Source organism: Thermococcus alcaliphilus, from assembly GCF_024054535.1.
GTDB classification, from domain to species: domain Archaea; phylum Methanobacteriota_B; class Thermococci; order Thermococcales; family Thermococcaceae; genus Thermococcus_A; species Thermococcus_A alcaliphilus.
The window spans coordinates 61,535-77,165 of the sequence record NZ_JAMXLV010000016.1 but is presented as its reverse complement, the minus strand read 5'-3'; the positions used below and the strand labels follow the sequence as shown (position 1 = coordinate 77,165).

Below are 15,631 nucleotides of genomic sequence, written 5' to 3'. Positions count from 1 at the left end.
GGGGCGAGACCGTCCCCTTGGGCTGAACCGAAAAGTGGTAACGCCGAGTAGGGAATGAGTTGCCCGTAAACCTCTCCGCCATTAGTGAGGGGTTAACTCGTTGGAACCCTCGCCGTTCACGGCGGGGAGGAGGTCAGTAATCCTAATCTTGGCTTTTTACTTTCTTCCTAAGGGTGTGATTATCGAGATAAATGAACCTACCAGCGTTGGCTTCACTGAAAGTGCATCTCTTTCAAGCCACTGTCTTTTCACAATTAAGATTAAATCTTGGTTTTTTGAATCAAAGTCGGGAGAGAATAATGTCACGTTCTACATTCTTAAAAACAATACTGTATTGGCCAATTACACGCTCAAAGGCGTTAAGGGTTCCTATCTCTGTCTTCCAGATGGAATTTTGCTATATGCATATTATCCAGGGGATGCTGCTGGAAACACTTCAATGGTGTTTTTGAGCCACAACCTTACTAAGGTGTGGGAGAGAAAATTTAGGTGCATGACTCTGCCCCAATACTACGAAAATGAGACTCTTTTCTTCATTAAGCATGGAAGTTATGAGCAAGGAGTTAAATCCTGTATCTATGTGATGAACTTAACTGCCGGGAATTTTACCACTAAATTCTGTCCTAATATTCCAAAAGGGTTCAGAATATCTAACGTCAAAATTATTGAGGATAGACTTTATTTTGTGGCAACATATGTTGAAACTAAATTCTTATGGGTTAGAACCAACGGGAACTTGTATCTTATCAAAGAAGGCAGTGTTAGAAAAGCCCGTGTTGCGAGCATTAGTGGTAGTGCCCTTGGCGCGGGCTTTTGGGTTGATGCGAATGATAAATACGTTGTTGTTGCCTACTTCCTTACAAATGAAGAGGGAAAGAAGAAAAATGGACTTTGCGTCTTTACAAGCGAATATTTGATTAAGATAGCATGCAAAAGTCTTGATAAGACTCCAGAAAACGTGAAAATTGAAGGCAGAACGACCTACGTAAAATTCAGAGATGGAAGTATTAGAGCATATAAAATAATTGCTCCTTAAAATGATCATTTGCTCTGGATGATTCCTAATTTTTTATAGATCTCTTTCTCAAGTTCCTCAGGAATTTCCGGTTTGCTAACCTTTTTTAGGGCTTTCTCCTTGTCAATTAACCCATATCTCACCAGTGCCGCTATCCTCCTCGTCTCAAAGCTGTAGCCGTGCTTCTCATAGTATCTCCTGAGTGCAGGGCCCAAGATTAGGCAGTTGGTTGTGTAGCCGGCAAGCTCAGGGAACTTGAAAGGAAGCTTGTTGAGAATTTCAAAGCGCTCTTCCTCACTCATAAGGCTCAGCAACCGGATTTGAACTATTCCATCGCTCATCAGTCTGTAGGGATGATGACCAAAAGGAAGCTCATGTCCTGTTATTATGTATTTGATTCCCTTCCTTAGGGCGTATTTTCTAAGCTTTTCCATCGTCCTTGAGGAGCACTTTTTGCATGGGGATTTGCCTTTAAGGAGAGCCTCCCTAAAGATGTCAGAGTAATCATGGTGAAGAATCGTCAAGGGCACTTCGAGGTGTTTGGCTATTCTTTTTGCGTTCTCTACAGCTTCTCTCGCTATAAAGCCGTGGTCTATCATTACAGCTTCAACATCAACACCGTATCTTTCCCTTGCAAGATAAAGGGCAACCGTGCTGTCTTTACCACCTGAGAAAGCCACTATGGCTTTGTCCACTTTTCTCATCAGCTCCTCAAGTTCAGCCCGTATTTTTTCTTTGTCTGGCTTATGGGCTAGGTAGTTTATACATTCCTTGCAGAGGGGTTTTCCATCAACGATTTTGATCTTTGCAGTTCTCTCATCGTGTATGCAGAGTGAGCATTTGAGCATTTTACCCACCGAAGTATTTGGTGTAAAGCTCCTTTGCTTTCTCTTCTGTGGAGTCCTTCACCAATACTTTCCCGCTCTTGAAGACAATTATTTCTGCTCCCTTATCTAAGAACCTAACGTAGTCCTTTTTGAACTCATAGGGAGTGTTTAAGCGTTCTAACTTTGAGGTAAGCTCTTTTAGGTCTACTTCCCTCCCAAGACTGAATCTAAACGCACCATCGCAGGTCTCTTCGAGCTCAACCTTCTTTCTCTTTACTATCGGAGCTACGTCTCTTCCTATACGCCTTGCGCTGAAGAGCGTTAGTGCGTCCATGGTTCTGTAAATTGCAAGCTGACAGCCGCTTATCCTAACGTCTATGTATTTTTTAGCTTCCATTGCTGCCTTGAGATATTCCCTTATGCTCTCAGCCCTCTCAAAGTCTAAGCCCGCTTTTCTTAACCGCTCCTCGTTGAGCTTGTGTATTGTTAAGGGCTGAAGCATCATCTCGTCAACTCCAAGGGAAGCCGCAAGCTCCGCTATTTTTGGAATGTCTTCATCGTTTATCCCGGGCATGAAGATTGTTCTCACGACGGAGCGGACAGATTTATCTGCTCCAACGATTTTGAGGGCGTTTACAACATTCTCAAAGGTATCGGCATTGGTTATCATTTTGTGCTTTTCTCTACTTGCAGCGTCTAAACTAATCATCACCAAATCAAAGTCAAGCTTCTCCCATAGCTCTTCCGTTAAGAGGGAGCCGTTCGTTTGAAGGTCGAGCCTCGCATCGGGGAACTTCTTTCTCAAAAGCTTGTTTACTTCGACTATTCTTGGACTCATGAGGGGCTCTCCGTACTGTGAGACGGTAATTGCATAAGGGTTCTCCCATCCGTAGTAGCCCGGCTTTGGGGCTTTCCCAAGCTTTACCGCTACATTGGAGTAGCAGAATATGCAGTCGTGGTTGCAAGCGGGAGTGAGCTCGTAAGAGGGATGGTGAACTGGATTTTCTATGCTCAAATCTAAGCCTTGACACCCTTGACAGTGAGTTGGAACGACTAAATCATCAACAAACTTCTTTAAGAGTCTCGCCTCTTTGTTTTCCAAAATCTCTGGCTCTATGCCCATTTTTCTCGCAAATTCTTCCCAGCTGTATTTCATTTTCTCACCGAGAGATGATGTGGGAAAGCATTAAAAAACTTGACGCTTTTGAGGTTGTGGTGAGGAAATGAGGATAACCTTAAAAAGGAAGGCCTTCCTTGAGGAGATCCCAAAGGTAGTAGAAGAGCTCGTTAAGGAGTATGGGAGTTCGTTGAAAGTCCTAACAATTGAGGAGGATGAAAAAGGCTGTTATACCATTTGGGCTACCTATGAAAGCTCTACTTCTTGAAGACCCTTATGTCTAAAACAACGTGCCACACTCCCGGAGCGTAGCGTTTGATTATCCTGCTCTCCAAGAGCTCGCTTTCATAGCCGTGTTCCTTGGCTATTTTTTGAAAGGTCTCGAAGGGCTCCCTAGGCATAAGCCTCTCTGGAACGGTGTTGTGATAATGAATCACCGCTTCATCCTTTGCTATCTCCAAAGCTTTCGGAATGAATTCATGCGTTTTGACAACGTAGCCCATCAAAATCCTATCGGCTATGTTCTCCCCTTTGAATTCTCTGTTATCTATGTTGTAGGCTGTCATTCTGTCCTGAACTTTGTTGAGCTCGATGTTCTCGACCAAGAACTTAAAGGTATAGGGGCTCTTTTCTATTGCTATTACCCTAGCACCGCAGTGCTTTGCTATGGGTAGGCTTAGGTGACCTATTCCTGCGAACATATCTACAACAAGTTCATCCGGCTTTGCAATGCTCGCCATTCTAACCCTTTCCTTTACATTTGCAGGGGAGAACATGACTTTAGAGGCATCAAACTTGTAGAGGATGCCGTTCTCTTTGTGGATCGTTACCGGATCGTTTCCGTAGATTATCTCATAGTTAGTCTCCCTGAATTCTCCGCCAATCTTTCCCTTCCTCAAGACTGTTTTGACACCCAAAACTTCCGCATAGACCTTTGCGATCTCATACTTGTAAGGCAAGAGCTCTTCTCGAAGGGGAAGGATTAAAACATCTCCCAGCTGAACCCAATGTTTTGGAAGAAGGTTCACTAATTCGGGAGGAAGGGTTTTGCTCAGTATCTCCCTTATACGAGGCTTTATGAGCTGGGTCTTTCTTCTCTTCATACAGGGTAACCTCCAAGAACTCCCTTAAAACCTTTTGGTCTGGTATGTTTCTTTCTTCGATTGGTCATTTCGGCAAAGAACGATAGAAAAAGCTTAAAAAGGAGTGTTCCCCAATATTATCTGAGAACCTCACCGGAGGTAGAGTTTGACAATGGATGATGAATCCTCGAGTAGTTTTTGGTTGAGTAAAATATTAAAATCCAAAAAGAAGGAAGGCGTCATTGAGCAGAAAATAACGGAAGATGCCTACAGGGACTTGAAGGCTCTTCTAATGAGGGCCAAGCCAGATGTAATCGGGGATAAGATAATTCTCAAGCTGCCAAACGGAACCGTAGAGCTTACAAGGGATAAGCTCAGGATAGTTGCCGATAAAAAGGAGCACGCTGAGAAAATACTCAGGAATCTCCACCACTATTCAATGCCCCCAGGGCTGTGGCCCGCTTATGGTCTCAGCTACTCGATAAAGAAGGGTTCTCTTCTAAAAAGCAGGAGTTAATCTTTTCTTTTTACCTCAAATATTTTAAACCTTCAGAAGTATTCTTAGTTAGCGGATGATGGGCCTTGCCCAGTCTGAGTCAATGATGACGTCGGTATTAGCTGACGCTTTAAACACCTTTTGGAGGAGTGGGGATGAGTGAGCTACTTGAGTTTTATGCAAGTGAAGCCATGACGTGCCCCCGAAGGGTTTACTTTCGTCTTAAGGGGTATAAGGAAAAGTGGCCCGAATTTGTAAGGGTGAGGCTTGAGCAAGGGGTTAACACCCATAATGTTCTTGGGGAGATACTTAAGAAAAGGTTCGGCTTTGAGCTTGAGAAGCATATAGTGTTAAAATCCCCCCGTCTAGGGCTTGAGATCCATGGGAGGATAGATGCATTCAGGCGGTTTCCAATAGAGATAAAGGGAAAAACGTCTCTTCCGAGGCTTCCCTATGACTACCACCTGGCCCAGCTGAACGTTTATCTAAGGTGGGCAGAGAGTGAATACGGCTATTTGTACTATGTTAAGCTGCATGAGGAGCCAAAGAGAGTTTTGAAGGACGTGGACTTTTCCAGATTCCCAATAGTCAGGGGAAAGAACTTTAAAGCTTTTGAGGTGCCCTATGACGAAAAGCTTTTCAAAGAGACCGTAAAGCAGTTTTACCTGATAAAAAAACATTATGAAAAGGGCGTTCCCCCAGAGGGGTGGAAGGACTACACATGTAAGTTCTGTCCCTACTATTACATTTGTTTTGGAAATGGATTTACTCCTTAGCTTTCCACTTGAGGTCGTTTTCTATGACTGCCTCTATGAGGTCTCGATTGTAGAGATCCGCGATTATTGCCCTTATTGGGACTTGATTCAAAGCGAGTATCTGGGGTGTTATTTTTGCTCCAAAGTCCTTTGCAAGTGCATAGCTAAGTTCACTTACACTCTTTGGCTCTCTTAATAGCTCAAGAATCTTTTTCTCTCCTTCTTCTACTCTTTGAAGGTTAAGTTCAAGCAGTTTTAGGGCCTCTTCTCCTTTTACAGCCCTTCCGTGGGAAGGAATTAGTAGAATGCCCTCCTCTGCGTAACCTATTAATTTCCTTATAGACTCCTTGAAAAGCTCTGGCTCAACTAAATAAGGCAAGCCTACAGACTGAATAACCCTCTCACCAAAAAAGCTATCTCCCGCGTACAAAACGCCGTTTTCCTCATCTAGGAAACCCGTCATTCCTGGCGAGTGTCCCGAGAGCTCTACCGCTTTCAGCCCAAAGAGCACATCGTTCCAGTCAAAAACTCCATGAACTCTGACTTCTTGTGGAAACTGGTAGACCAAAAACCCTTTTGGTGCCTTCGAGCCAAAGGTCAAGAGCTCCCTGTTGAGGGGGCTTTCAGCTATGGAGAACTCATACCTGTGAATGAATAAGGGCTTCCCAAGCTTCGGTGCGATTGCTATGTGATCGGCATGTCCGTGAGTGGAGAGCATGTAGTCAATCTCAAGGTTTATTTTCCTCAGCTCTCGTCTGAGTTCTTTATGTCTTTTGCTCCCATTTCCCGGATCAATGATAACCACGTTTTCCTCAACTTTTATCATTGTAGAAGGACTCCCAGGGTAAAGATAGAGGTTTTCTCCAAGTTTCTCAAGTGCCATAAAATCACCTCAGCCTTTCCAGCTTATCAACGAGCTCTTTAAAATATGGGTAAAATTCACTTTTCTTCAAATAATCCAAGGCTTCCCAAAACTCTTCCAAGCCTTTTGACCCTGCTTTTTCGTATTCCCATGCTTGGAGAACCATTTCAAGCTTGTCGGCAAACTTGACAAGCCTTCCCTCTGGACTTTTTTCTTCTTCATACTCTTGAAAAAGCTTGAAATATTCTACCCTCTCAGCGCCGAGAATGTCCACCATGGCCTTTCTCTCGGCTTTCTTCTTATCCACATACTTCTGCGCCTCAAGGGGCAAATCAGTGATCCTTGCCTCAGCAAGATCGTGGAGGATAGCTATCTTCAGCGCTTTCTCGACGTTTATTTCCATTCCTCTTTTTCTCAGTTCGTCTCCCAAGAATAGGGTTATAAAAGCCACCCTAAATGTATGTTCCGCGACGCTTTCTGGGCTTTGAACTCCTCTAAGCAACCATCCCATTCTGGGGAGCTTTTTTAACCTCCCAGCCTCTGCAAAAAGGTTTAACATTCTTATTCCTCCGTCACGTAGAGGACTCTTTCTGTTTCAATGGCTTTAGCTATTATCCCATCTCCCACGAACCTTCCATAAACTTTAACGGTCTCTCCCTTACCTACGTTGGGAGTGCCGGAGAACTCTATTTTTAAGCCAGAAATATGGAAAGTTGCTCTATAACTCGGCAGTTCCATGGGGAGGAACTCAATCTTTGGCTTGTCCTCTACAATCCCTTCTATAACGACGTTTTTTCCCCTAAAATTGCCATTTTTGAGCTCGTCAATCGTAAGGATGTAATAATAGTTGTGACCAAACTTAGTTCTCTTCACTCCCATCACCCTTATAACTTAACTATCGTGAAAATATTTTGGGTGAGAGAGATGATAAAGGTTGCGATTATCGGTGCTGAAAATGTAGGCAAATCCACACTTATGAATGCCCTCCTTGGGAGAAAAATCTCTGAAACGCAGCCTATCCCCGGCACCACAAAAGGAGTCATAAGAAGGGCTTTTGGGATGGTTAAGATTCCAAAAACAATGAAGAACCCTTTTGGAGGTGCTGACGAGCTGGTTTTAATTGATACAGCTGGACTGTATGACCCACAGCATGAACTTAGAGGGAAAGTTCTGAGCGAGGAGAAGTTCAAAGAGCTCCTGAACGAAATCGTCTCAGCGGACATAGTTATTCATATGATAGATGCCCAATATGGCCTTCACAGGGGAATGGAAAAGCTACATCATCTGCTAAAGTTCAGATACGATAAGCCGATAATAGTTGTTGTCAATAAGATAGACCTTGTGTCGAGAGAAAAGGCCGAGGAGCTTAGAGAAATCATCAAGAAGAGACTTGAGCAAGAGCCAATACTGCTATCACTGGTTACCTATGAAGGGTTTAACGAGCTTTTAGAAAAGCTGGCGTATTACGCTCAGTACGCCAGGAGGTCTTGATTAACTTTAAAATTCCCCTAATGCTCAGCATTTCATCCAAAATAGCGTATTCATTTGCAAGTTCTTCTGCAAGCTCTCTGGGGAAGCCGTTCTTGATCAATGTTTTCTTAAACTTTCTTTTTGCCCTCTTAACGGCCCTTTTCATCCCCGCCAGCTGCCACAGTGTTTTTGGAATTATCATGAGCAGTCGAAGGAAGGAAAAAAAGAGCGAAAACATCAGAGCTCCTCCTCAAACTCCTCCTCTTCCTCTATCTCTATCTTCTTTTTCTTTCCGATGTTCCCGAGGTCTTTGAGGCCTTCAAGCTTACCCATTCTCTCTTTCATAAACGCTGCAACAAGGGTCTTTATGATATTCATGCTTTCCATGTACTCTTTTGTAAGTTCAAATGCCTTATCCGGATCCATCCCAGCTCCTACAAGCTCTTTGTAAAAGTTTGCAACATTTTTGCCGAACTTCTCTGCCTTTTCTGGGTCATAGACATCGTTTAGGAGCTCCTTTATTGGTCCAAAAATGGAGTCCATTATTTTTGGTAAGTGTTCTGAAACGGTTCCAAGCACCTGTTGAAGTTCCTTAATGTCCTCCTCATCTCCTTTGCCCTTCTGGTAGGTTTTGAGCATCTCCTCAAGCATTTCGATCTTCTTCTCGATGAGCTCCATGTCTTCTTTGCTCTTAGCTTCCTTGAGTTCTTTCGTGAGCTCTCTGATCGTCTCTTCTATGAATTTCTTTGCCCCTGTTTCACTTTCCATGGCTTCTTCAATTTTTTTCCTTATTTCTTCACCAAATTTCTCATCAAATTCCATTTCAATCACCTCAATAATTATTCTGTTTGGTCAAACTTAATTGGGATTCCGATCAAATCAAACCACTTATTGAGCACCTCTTTTCTGAGTGCATAGGCTTTTCCCTTCTCACCATCAACTTCTTCAACAACGTTAAGCTCAATTAGGTGATGTATCTTTTCCCTAACGGTGTTTCGCGAAGCTTTGCCCCTTCTTCTTTTTAGCTCCTGAGTGATCTGGCTTATGTTCGCGCTTCTCAAATCAAAGAGAATTCGCACGATTTCCCTTGCTATGGGGTCATGCCTTATCTCTGGCACGACTACGTCTATTCCTAATCCTCCATATTGCGCGTAGATGTTGATGAGACGGAGATAATTTTCTGCCAGCCTTGAGACTAATTCAAAGCTTGCCATCAATTCGTTTAGGGCTTTTCTTAAGGTTTTGACTTCCTCTGAGAGCTTCTCGATATCTTGGTCTTCTGGCATCTTCATCCCACTACCATATATTGTTGATCAAATAATATAGGGTTTCTGATTAGAAATGATCAGGAGGGCTTATGTTTTACTTTGGAGTTAAGGTGATAAAACTTTTTGCCTAATTCTAGAGTAAATAGCAATTAGATGATACTTCTCTGAAAGTTCATTAATCCGTATATTTTATCTCTTTCCTCTGGATTTCTAGCTTCTCTGTCCAAACGGAAAAGAGTTGAAAAGCTGCAGTTTTCAAGGATACAGCTCCATCTCATAGTCCTCTAAGTCCGTGTTCAATGCTTTAGTAATCACGAGCTTTCTCTTATTGTCTTTTTTGAATTCTATGATCGTTGTTGCGAGGTCTTCCAGCAGTGAGAGAACTTCTCTATTATTTCCGCTTAGGACATCTCTGTTTACGAAATAGAAAGCTATCCTGCGGGTGTCTCCTAAAAACGTTGAGAGAGCGTTAACAAACGGAATCCCTTCGTTTCTCATAAGAATCCATCTTTCTATCCCTGTTACTAATATTACGGTAAATTGCTTGCTTACAACTTCCTCAAAGAGTTCTCTATACGCTTTAAACAACGCGGGCAGTTCTCTGTCCGCTCTTAAAAATCCGATCATATTTACCTCTGGCAGTTCATGATAACCAATTTCGATAAAGTTTGCTTTCTTGAGAGCTTCACATTGAAAGTTTTTCATACTCACTCTTTTCAGACATAACTCTATGCGATTAAGTAGATCAGTAATCAGCACTTGATAATTTCGAAGCTCAGCCCATTTCATTGTCTCAATAAAAAACAGCGAAGGATCATCTTTTGATGAATACTCCACCAGCACAATCTCTCCAGGTTTTAACTTATTCAGGATTTCGAGCATTGCAATCCCCTCGGCCTTTTTAGATCTTAGGTGGATTTAAGGTTTTTTGCGGCACAGTATTGAAAATTTTAACACTTGCAGAGCTTTACAAAAACTCTCCTTCTTCTTGGTCCATCTAGCTCGGCAAAGATCACACTCTGCCACGTCCCAAGCAAGAGCTTCCCATCTTTTATAGGAACTGCTAAGCTTGGGCTTAGAAGGATGCTCCTCAGATGGGAGTGGGCGTTGCTGTCTATCCTGTCGTGTCTGTAGCCTTTTCCCTTAGGCACAAGGCTTTGGAGAAATTCCCTAACGTCCTCAAGCAGGCCGCTTTCGTTCTCGTTTATGAAGAGGGCTGTTGTAGTATGCCGAGTAAAAATTACGGCTATCCCTTCTTTTATCCCGCTCTCCCTTATCTTCTCGTTTACCAAGGGAGTGATGTCAATAAGTTCAAACTCCTCTTTTGTTGAAATCTCAATCTCGAAGATCACCTCTACCCCTCCAGAATTTCCCTTGCTATTCTTTTTCTCGGCTTCCTGAAATATAAAACTGTAGAAACTCCACTTACTCCATGTTCAGCTGGAGTTATAGCTTCGTACTCCCTAAAGAATACACTCCCAAGTGAGAGCTGAGAAGCCAAGTCCCAAAGCCTGTGTTCCTGCTCTGTGACTTTCTCAAACCCTGGGAGCTTATAGTAAGTTCTCTTAAAAACTCCTCTAATTGGGTCATAACCTTCGTGAACCGAGATGAGGGTGTATTCATCTGTTCTGGTCTCAACGAGCATATCCTTGTATCCCACTCGGTAGAATATCCCATAAACTCTGTCAGATTCTTCAAGGAGAAACATTCCATCATCGCTCAGGATTGAAGCAACGCCGGCAAAGAGCTTTACGGTGTCAAAGGCGTCAAAATGAGGCATTGTCAAGCCCCAGAGAAGGGCTATGTCATGCTCATCGGCAAGTTCTGCCACATTCCTTGCGTCTCCGACAATTATGTCTGGCTTTAAGTCTAAATCCGCTATTTCAATCCACTTCCCAACTTTCTTTAGGTCTTCCTCTCTCGCATCAAGAACGGTAAGGGCTTTTGCATCTGCTGCCTTTGCCATGGCAACTCCAGCTATGCCTGTTCCCGCACAAATATCTAGAACCCTTGGCTTATCGGGCAGCAGTCCTTTGTTTTTGAGCTTTTCAAACACCTCCACGATTCGCCAAAACCTTAATACCGCCCTTTCATCTTCTGGATCCATTCGCCAGTGGAGGTAGCGATAAAGTTCTTCAAGGCTCATAAGAATCCACCGGAAGACAATAATTAGCGGGATAATTTAAGAGTTTTGTTTTCTCGGCTCCAAAGCTTTTTAAATCCCCCAATGAACTTCCCATCATGTATGCGCTCATCTATGGAAAGAACCCAAAGCTTAGTGAAGCTGAATTCTGGGCTTTTGTGAGGAGATTTGGGCTAAAAGTTAGTGTAGTTGAGAGCTCAAAAGATTGGATAGTTTTTGAAAGTGATAGAAGCGTAGAAAGGCTTTTTCACAAGCTTGGCGGTTCGCTAAAACTCGTGAAAATTATTGGAGAAGGGGAAGAGGTGATAAAAGACTTAGAGTATGCGAAGCTGTTCACTGTGAGCATCTATGGAAAAGAAGACTGGAAGCTCTGGAGAAAACTTGGGAGCGAAATAAAGAAGCACCTCAAATCTCAGGGCACAAGCAAGTTTTTCAAACCCGCAAAGGTCTATGCAATGCCCTCTGAGCTCATCTTGAAGGGCTTTCCCGAGGTTAAGGATTTTGTCTTTCTGTTTGGAGAGAAGCTCTACGTGGGAGAAACAGTGGCCATAACTGACCCATTTGAACTTAAAAAGCTTGATGTTGAAAGACCCGTACAGAGGGCAATCTTCTCAATTCCCCCGCGTTTAGCGAGAATAATGGTTAACCTCACAGAGGTAAAGCGGGGCAATTTCCTTGATCCCTTCTGCGGGATAGGGACTATAGTGCAGGAGTTTTTGCTTCAAGGGTTAAATGCTTACGGGAGTGATTCCAATCCAAAAGCTATTCATGGAGCCAAAGAAAACCTGAAGTGGTTGAAGAAGGAATTTAAAGTAAAAAGAACAGCCCATCTTGAAGTATGTGATGCGAGAAAGCTCAAAAGGTGCTTTAGAATTAGGTTTGACGCTATTGTTACTGAGCCCTATATGGGTAAGCCCTTAAAGCATCATCCCACAAAAGGTGAGGCAATAAAGCTTGCCAACGAGCTTGATAGATTTTATTATCAGGTTTTTGATAGCTTTAGAGACGTTTTGAAGAGAAACGGAAAGGTCGTGTTTGTTTTTCCAGCATACAAGCTCGGCGATGGGAGGATCTATCGCAAGGATAGAAAGTGGCTTGGAAAGCTCGGCTTTGAAGTTTTAGGGAGATACACAGACTTTGAAGAGAGGCACAGGGTTGTTAGAGACATCCATGTTCTGAGATTTAAGGGGTGAAGATTTTATATTGCATAAAATGAAATGGAGGGCTAATGTTGGTAGTTGCTATTCTAATTTTCGGTTTCGATGATTTTTGGGTGTCCTTCGTTCCAGCTGACGAAAATCGGCTTGCTTGGAATATAAGAGAGCTTCTTGAACACTTCAACAGCAGCCTTAGTCCCCAACCTATCAGAACCGGCCAAAAGAATCACAACTTTTCCGTCAACTACCACAGCCTCTATAACCCCCTTACCCTTACCTGGGAAGTCATTCGTGACCTGAACTGGGAAGTAAGTCATGTATTCTCTCGTTAATTGATTCGCCAACGGACCCCCAACGAGTATCAAGTACTTTCCCTGCCCTCCATTTGAATCAGCCTTGACCTTCGGGTTCATTATGTACTTGGAAAGCTCTCTCGAGTATTCTTCATCAATTCTGCCTGCTCCATAAATAATCTCTGCACTCCGTATTACCTCCCACTCAGAAGGCTTATGCAAATCCAAACTAAAATCAATACCAGTAGTTTTGCTTCTATCAATGCTTGAATAGTTAGCCCATTTGGTGAACACAAGAGATGCCGGGATAACATTGTCAGGTGCAGTGTGAAGGTATGAAGAGAAGTACTCGTAATATTCTCTGATAGTTTTTATAGGAATCTTAAACTCGATCATGTTATCGTGGATGACCTCATACCCTCTCATATCTACCCAGGTATAGTATGGGCCTCCATAGCCAGCTTTGCCTCTCCAGTGGATGCTTGGATAAAGAGCTTTAATTTTCCAGAAGGAAAACTCTGTAAATAGTGGGAAGACTACAGTATCATCAAATGTATCCTGGTTGCCATCAAAGTCCAGACGTAGTACAATGTTATATCGCTCTATGTCGTAAACGGGTTTTGAAAGCTCAATTTTTCCGTAGATATAATTGTTGTTTTGGTACAGTCTGACGTCTTTAACGTATTCAGAGGAGCCCAAAGTTATTTCAAGCTTCTCTACCATTTTATGGTAGTCCCATTCTTCTCCGTTGCCGTCAATCACAAATCTTTTAGCAACTTCGTATTTATCGGGAATCCCATCATTATTAGAGTCATAAGAGCTCGTGTTGAGCCCGAGGAACAACTCTGAAACGTCTTTAACTCCATCATTGTCCAAATCCAGAGTGTATAATTCATCGAGAGCTTTGACACTCTTTTCAAACTCTTTATCTGCTTCTTTGAATTTGTAATTATTGAGAAGCTCCATTCCTCTCAAATAACTTGAATTTGCACTCACAAGAAGATTATAGTACTTAGAATCATCGGGTACTACACGAGCTAATTTCTCGATTAAAGTGTTAATATAACCGGGAATTAGCGAGGGAGTGGGGAGATCTAGAACTATCTCTTTAGTTCCATAAATGATTTGTCTGGCTTCCTCTGCAAATTCCTTCCCGCCGAGTTCTTCCAAATAATCTATGAACCTCTCATAACTGAACGGCTGATCTCTTTCTTTCCAGTTTCTAAGAAAATATTTCAAAACATCATCTATTGAGTGCTTGTTATTTGTAATCTCTCTTAACCTCATATCCAGATAATAGACTGCTACAGCACCTTTACTATATGGGAAACGTGAATCCTGTCTTTTAGGATCATAATATACCAGTGGCCCATCTTTTTCTGTTCCATAAATCTTTCTGTAATATGGATAGTATACCTCTGTCATGAGCCAGTGTGGGCTAGTGAGTCCGAGCTCAGTAGTGACTTTGTCGCAGTAAAACTCGTTAAATCCTTCCCCCCAGAATTTGTGGCTTTCTCCTTCCTTATAGTTAATGTCTACTCCGATACCTGTAATCCATCCGTTCCATCTATGAAACATCTGATGAGCAACCATTTCAAATTCAAAAGGATCACCAAATACTGAGAATCCTTGGGCGTCTGTATACTCCCCAGCCCATATCGGATCAGAGTCATCAACAAGCATTACAACGTAGTTACTATAGTCGTATCTCCGGAGGTCTATATCCTCCCCCCAATGTTCCACAAGTTTCCCGTAAATCCTGAATATGTAATCCTCCCAAGGATCTTTAATTGTTGTCTCTTTTATTACTAGGATAGTTGTATTGGCAACCTTTTTCTTATATTCCACAAAATATTTTGGGTTGTAAGCATAGAAGTGAGTCGCAGCATATTGTTCAAAGAAATGATAACTTGCAGGTTTAACCTTGTTTTTCGGAACGTATAGTATTCCCATTTTGGACTGATTCCACCATGTGTTCAATTTCCACCCGATAGGCGTGATTGCTGATAGAGCAAACCAGTCCTGTTGCTCATCGATACTCATTTCAGGGAAAATTAAAAACTGCTCGTGGGAAGCTATGAAGTACCTATTAGATAAGTGTCCCAAAACTCCATGAATGGGGTCTGCGGTCCTTTTGGACTTATCACATGTATACTCAAGTCTGAAGTAACCTTCAAAGCTCGGATAGATGTAAATACTTCCAATGCTTGAACCGATTCTTTCAACGTCAGTTTTACCTGAGCCTTTGTAGAACTCTATATTGGGTCCTTCGATTACGTTCATTCCAATATCTAGCGTGTGATAATAAGTAAATCTCTTCAGTTTAATTTCACCGCTGTTCCTAAACTGTCCAAATATTGTTACCTTTACTTCGCCTGTTACAGTATCAGTCAGGTCAATGAAGTAAAACAGTCTGAACCCCTCTATTGAATTGAGAGAGTTAAAAGTTTTGAAGGGAATTTCCAGTAAAGGGTTATTGTCCTTGTAGAGTTTGACAATGTATTCCCTTCCAGGTTCAAGATTTGATAGCTTGATGTATTTGTTATCTACATTTCCAGAGAGAACAGTTCTCATAGATTCGTCTATTACTTTGTATTCAATTCCACTAATCGAGTCCACCATTATTGTGAATGCAAAGGTCGTGTCAGTGAGTTCGTTAAAAGAGACTTGAATTGTGGGTAAAGTAGATGCTTCTGCAGATGATACACTGGGGACAGAAAATAGCACGCTCATAAACAAGGCTAAAATCATGACTCCAGAGACAATTTTCTTCATGGGAGTTCCCCCAATGTTGTATCCTTGCTCCTGCTAAGGCAATTATTTTAGTTTAGATGTTTGGATATTTATATTTTATTTTTAGAATGCCCCTGAGACATAGATAAATATCCAAAGCTAAGTTTCTGAACATATTATTCTCTATTATTTGGACTGACAATTATTTTCATTTATAGAATTGCTATAAAAGAAATCCCAATTATTCCTTTGATTTTCTGGCTGGTCATAGATTTATAGATTTAAGGAACAAGGTTTTGCTATCATAACTCATGAAAAGTTCTATCTTACTGCAAGAGTGCATTAAATTTCTTTTGTCATTCTGACTTAAGCTCCTGTTTAGTACCTAGGAGTTCTCCTTCAATAATTGAACT

Annotated in this window: 18 protein-coding genes and 1 pseudogene; 6 read left to right on the top strand and 13 right to left on the bottom strand. The window is 42.1% G+C overall.

The features are described from left to right. Positions 1-100 precede the first annotated feature (100 nt). Entirely contained in the window at positions 101-1,036 is a 936-nt protein-coding gene (locus NF859_RS02170; RefSeq protein ID WP_252742786.1) for a hypothetical protein, read from the top strand. 5 nt (positions 1,037-1,041) lie between these two features. On the opposite strand, the gene NF859_RS02165 is transcribed toward NF859_RS02170, so the two are convergent. Together NF859_RS02165 and NF859_RS02160 are read right to left on the bottom strand one after the other, a co-directional pair. Continuing rightward, positions 1,042-1,863, bottom strand: coding sequence for a 7-cyano-7-deazaguanine synthase (locus NF859_RS02165; RefSeq protein WP_252742785.1), 822 nt, complete (start codon positions 1,861-1,863; stop codon positions 1,042-1,044). 238 nt (positions 1,864-2,101) lie between these two features. Beyond that, positions 2,102-2,998 (bottom strand): annotated as a pseudogene (locus tag NF859_RS02160) (radical SAM protein); the annotation flags it as partial. A gap of 67 nt (positions 2,999-3,065) precedes the next feature. Between NF859_RS02160 and NF859_RS02155 the strand changes: the two are divergent. Next, a complete protein-coding gene (locus NF859_RS02155; RefSeq protein ID WP_252742784.1) occupies positions 3,066-3,227 on the top strand; it encodes a hypothetical protein in 162 nt (53 codons plus the stop codon). Here NF859_RS02155 and taw2 read toward each other — a convergent pair. After that, on the bottom strand, positions 3,217-4,062 hold the full coding sequence (gene taw2, locus NF859_RS02150; RefSeq protein WP_252742783.1) for a tRNA(Phe) (4-demethylwyosine(37)-C(7)) aminocarboxypropyltransferase Taw2: 846 nt from the start codon (positions 4,060-4,062) through the stop codon (positions 3,217-3,219). The two genes, NF859_RS02155 and taw2, sit on opposite strands and share 11 nt — an antisense overlap. A gap of 151 nt (positions 4,063-4,213) precedes the next feature. Between taw2 and NF859_RS02145 the strand changes: the two genes are divergently transcribed. Continuing rightward, entirely contained in the window at positions 4,214-4,558 is a 345-nt protein-coding gene (locus tag NF859_RS02145; RefSeq protein WP_252742782.1) for a hypothetical protein, read from the top strand. Between the two features lie 134 nt (positions 4,559-4,692). Further along, positions 4,693-5,313, top strand: a complete 621-nt coding sequence (cas4, locus tag NF859_RS02140) for a CRISPR-associated protein Cas4 (RefSeq protein WP_004069492.1) — start codon at positions 4,693-4,695, stop codon at positions 5,311-5,313. Here the strand turns inward: cas4 and NF859_RS02135 are convergent. From NF859_RS02135 to NF859_RS02125, 3 genes are read right to left on the bottom strand one after another with little or no spacing between them, the layout of a single operon-like run. Next, positions 5,303-6,175, bottom strand: a complete 873-nt coding sequence (locus NF859_RS02135) for an MBL fold metallo-hydrolase (RefSeq protein WP_252742781.1) — start codon at positions 6,173-6,175, stop codon at positions 5,303-5,305. The two genes, cas4 and NF859_RS02135, sit on opposite strands and share 11 nt — an antisense overlap. A gap of 4 nt (positions 6,176-6,179) precedes the next feature. Beyond that, positions 6,180-6,713: an HD domain-containing protein gene (locus tag NF859_RS02130; protein ID WP_252742780.1), complete on the bottom strand. Its 534-nt coding sequence runs from the start codon at positions 6,711-6,713 to the stop codon at positions 6,180-6,182. A gap of 2 nt (positions 6,714-6,715) precedes the next feature. Further along, entirely contained in the window at positions 6,716-7,033 is a 318-nt protein-coding gene (locus tag NF859_RS02125; protein ID WP_048874632.1) for a hypothetical protein, read from the bottom strand. A gap of 45 nt (positions 7,034-7,078) precedes the next feature. On the opposite strand from NF859_RS02125, the gene NF859_RS02120 reads away from it, so the two are divergent. Beyond that, positions 7,079-7,645, top strand: a complete 567-nt coding sequence (locus tag NF859_RS02120; protein ID WP_252742779.1) for an Era-like GTP-binding protein — start codon at positions 7,079-7,081, stop codon at positions 7,643-7,645. Here NF859_RS02120 and NF859_RS02115 read toward each other — a convergent pair. The 6 genes from NF859_RS02115 to NF859_RS02090 form a co-directional block, all read right to left on the bottom strand. Next, positions 7,590-7,862 carry a hypothetical protein gene (locus NF859_RS02115; protein ID WP_252742778.1) on the bottom strand — a complete coding sequence of 91 codons (273 nt, stop codon included), beginning with the start codon at positions 7,860-7,862 and terminating at the stop codon, positions 7,590-7,592. The genes NF859_RS02120 and NF859_RS02115 overlap by 56 nt on opposite strands. After that, a complete protein-coding gene (locus NF859_RS02110; protein WP_004069504.1) occupies positions 7,862-8,446 on the bottom strand; it encodes a hypothetical protein in 585 nt (194 codons plus the stop codon). Before NF859_RS02110 ends, NF859_RS02115 begins: the two co-directional genes overlap by 1 nt. A 17-nt stretch (positions 8,447-8,463) precedes the next feature. Then, positions 8,464-8,910: an ArsR family transcriptional regulator gene (locus tag NF859_RS02105; protein ID WP_252742886.1), complete on the bottom strand. Its 447-nt coding sequence runs from the start codon at positions 8,908-8,910 to the stop codon at positions 8,464-8,466. Between the two features lie 237 nt (positions 8,911-9,147). After that, positions 9,148-9,774: a DUF257 family protein gene (locus tag NF859_RS02100; RefSeq protein ID WP_252742777.1), complete on the bottom strand. Its 627-nt coding sequence runs from the start codon at positions 9,772-9,774 to the stop codon at positions 9,148-9,150. A gap of 68 nt (positions 9,775-9,842) precedes the next feature. Beyond that, positions 9,843-10,244 (bottom strand): secondary thiamine-phosphate synthase enzyme YjbQ, encoded by a 402-nt coding sequence (locus NF859_RS02095; protein ID WP_252742776.1) that lies wholly within the window; start codon positions 10,242-10,244, stop codon positions 9,843-9,845. 2 nt (positions 10,245-10,246) lie between these two features. Then, positions 10,247-11,038 carry a class I SAM-dependent methyltransferase gene (locus NF859_RS02090; protein WP_252742775.1) on the bottom strand — a complete coding sequence of 264 codons (792 nt, stop codon included), beginning with the start codon at positions 11,036-11,038 and terminating at the stop codon, positions 10,247-10,249. Between the two features lie 95 nt (positions 11,039-11,133). On the opposite strand from NF859_RS02090, the gene NF859_RS02085 reads away from it, so the two are divergent. After that, complete coding sequence (locus NF859_RS02085) at positions 11,134-12,228, top strand: TRM11 family SAM-dependent methyltransferase (RefSeq protein ID WP_252742774.1); 1,095 nt, start codon at positions 11,134-11,136, stop codon at positions 12,226-12,228. Positions 12,229-12,281: 53 nt separating this feature from the next. Here NF859_RS02085 and NF859_RS02080 read toward each other — a convergent pair whose 3' ends face one another. Further along, on the bottom strand, positions 12,282-15,260 hold the full coding sequence (locus NF859_RS02080) for an S-layer protein (protein WP_252742773.1): 2,979 nt from the start codon (positions 15,258-15,260) through the stop codon (positions 12,282-12,284). Positions 15,261-15,631: the final 371 nt, after the last annotated feature.

Excerpts from the sequence above, each read along its gene's own strand:
- NF859_RS02135 (WP_252742781.1), bottom strand. The coding sequence starts at position 6,175 with ATGGCACTTGAGAAACTTGGAGAAAACCTCTATCTTTACCCTGGGAGT.
- NF859_RS02085 (WP_252742774.1), top strand. The coding sequence starts at position 11,134 with ATGTATGCGCTCATCTATGGAAAGAACCCAAAGCTTAGTGAAGCTGAA.
- NF859_RS02120 (WP_252742779.1), top strand. The coding sequence starts at position 7,079 with ATGATAAAGGTTGCGATTATCGGTGCTGAAAATGTAGGCAAATCCACA.
- NF859_RS02130 (WP_252742780.1), bottom strand. The coding sequence starts at position 6,713 with ATGTTAAACCTTTTTGCAGAGGCTGGGAGGTTAAAAAAGCTCCCCAGA.
- NF859_RS02155 (WP_252742784.1), top strand. The coding sequence starts at position 3,066 with ATGAGGATAACCTTAAAAAGGAAGGCCTTCCTTGAGGAGATCCCAAAG.
- NF859_RS02100 (WP_252742777.1), bottom strand. The coding sequence starts at position 9,774 with ATGCTCGAAATCCTGAATAAGTTAAAACCTGGAGAGATTGTGCTGGTG.
- taw2 (WP_252742783.1), bottom strand. The coding sequence starts at position 4,062 with ATGAAGAGAAGAAAGACCCAGCTCATAAAGCCTCGTATAAGGGAGATA.
- NF859_RS02125 (WP_048874632.1), bottom strand. The coding sequence starts at position 7,033 with ATGGGAGTGAAGAGAACTAAGTTTGGTCACAACTATTATTACATCCTT.
- NF859_RS02145 (WP_252742782.1), top strand. The coding sequence starts at position 4,214 with ATGGATGATGAATCCTCGAGTAGTTTTTGGTTGAGTAAAATATTAAAA.
- NF859_RS02080 (WP_252742773.1), bottom strand. The coding sequence starts at position 15,260 with ATGAAGAAAATTGTCTCTGGAGTCATGATTTTAGCCTTGTTTATGAGC.
- NF859_RS02115 (WP_252742778.1), bottom strand. The coding sequence starts at position 7,862 with ATGTTTTCGCTCTTTTTTTCCTTCCTTCGACTGCTCATGATAATTCCA.
- cas4 (WP_004069492.1), top strand. The coding sequence starts at position 4,693 with ATGAGTGAGCTACTTGAGTTTTATGCAAGTGAAGCCATGACGTGCCCC.
- NF859_RS02090 (WP_252742775.1), bottom strand. The coding sequence starts at position 11,038 with ATGAGCCTTGAAGAACTTTATCGCTACCTCCACTGGCGAATGGATCCA.
- NF859_RS02110 (WP_004069504.1), bottom strand. The coding sequence starts at position 8,446 with ATGGAATTTGATGAGAAATTTGGTGAAGAAATAAGGAAAAAAATTGAA.
- NF859_RS02165 (WP_252742785.1), bottom strand. The coding sequence starts at position 1,863 with ATGCTCAAATGCTCACTCTGCATACACGATGAGAGAACTGCAAAGATC.
- NF859_RS02105 (WP_252742886.1), bottom strand. The coding sequence starts at position 8,910 with ATGCCAGAAGACCAAGATATCGAGAAGCTCTCAGAGGAAGTCAAAACC.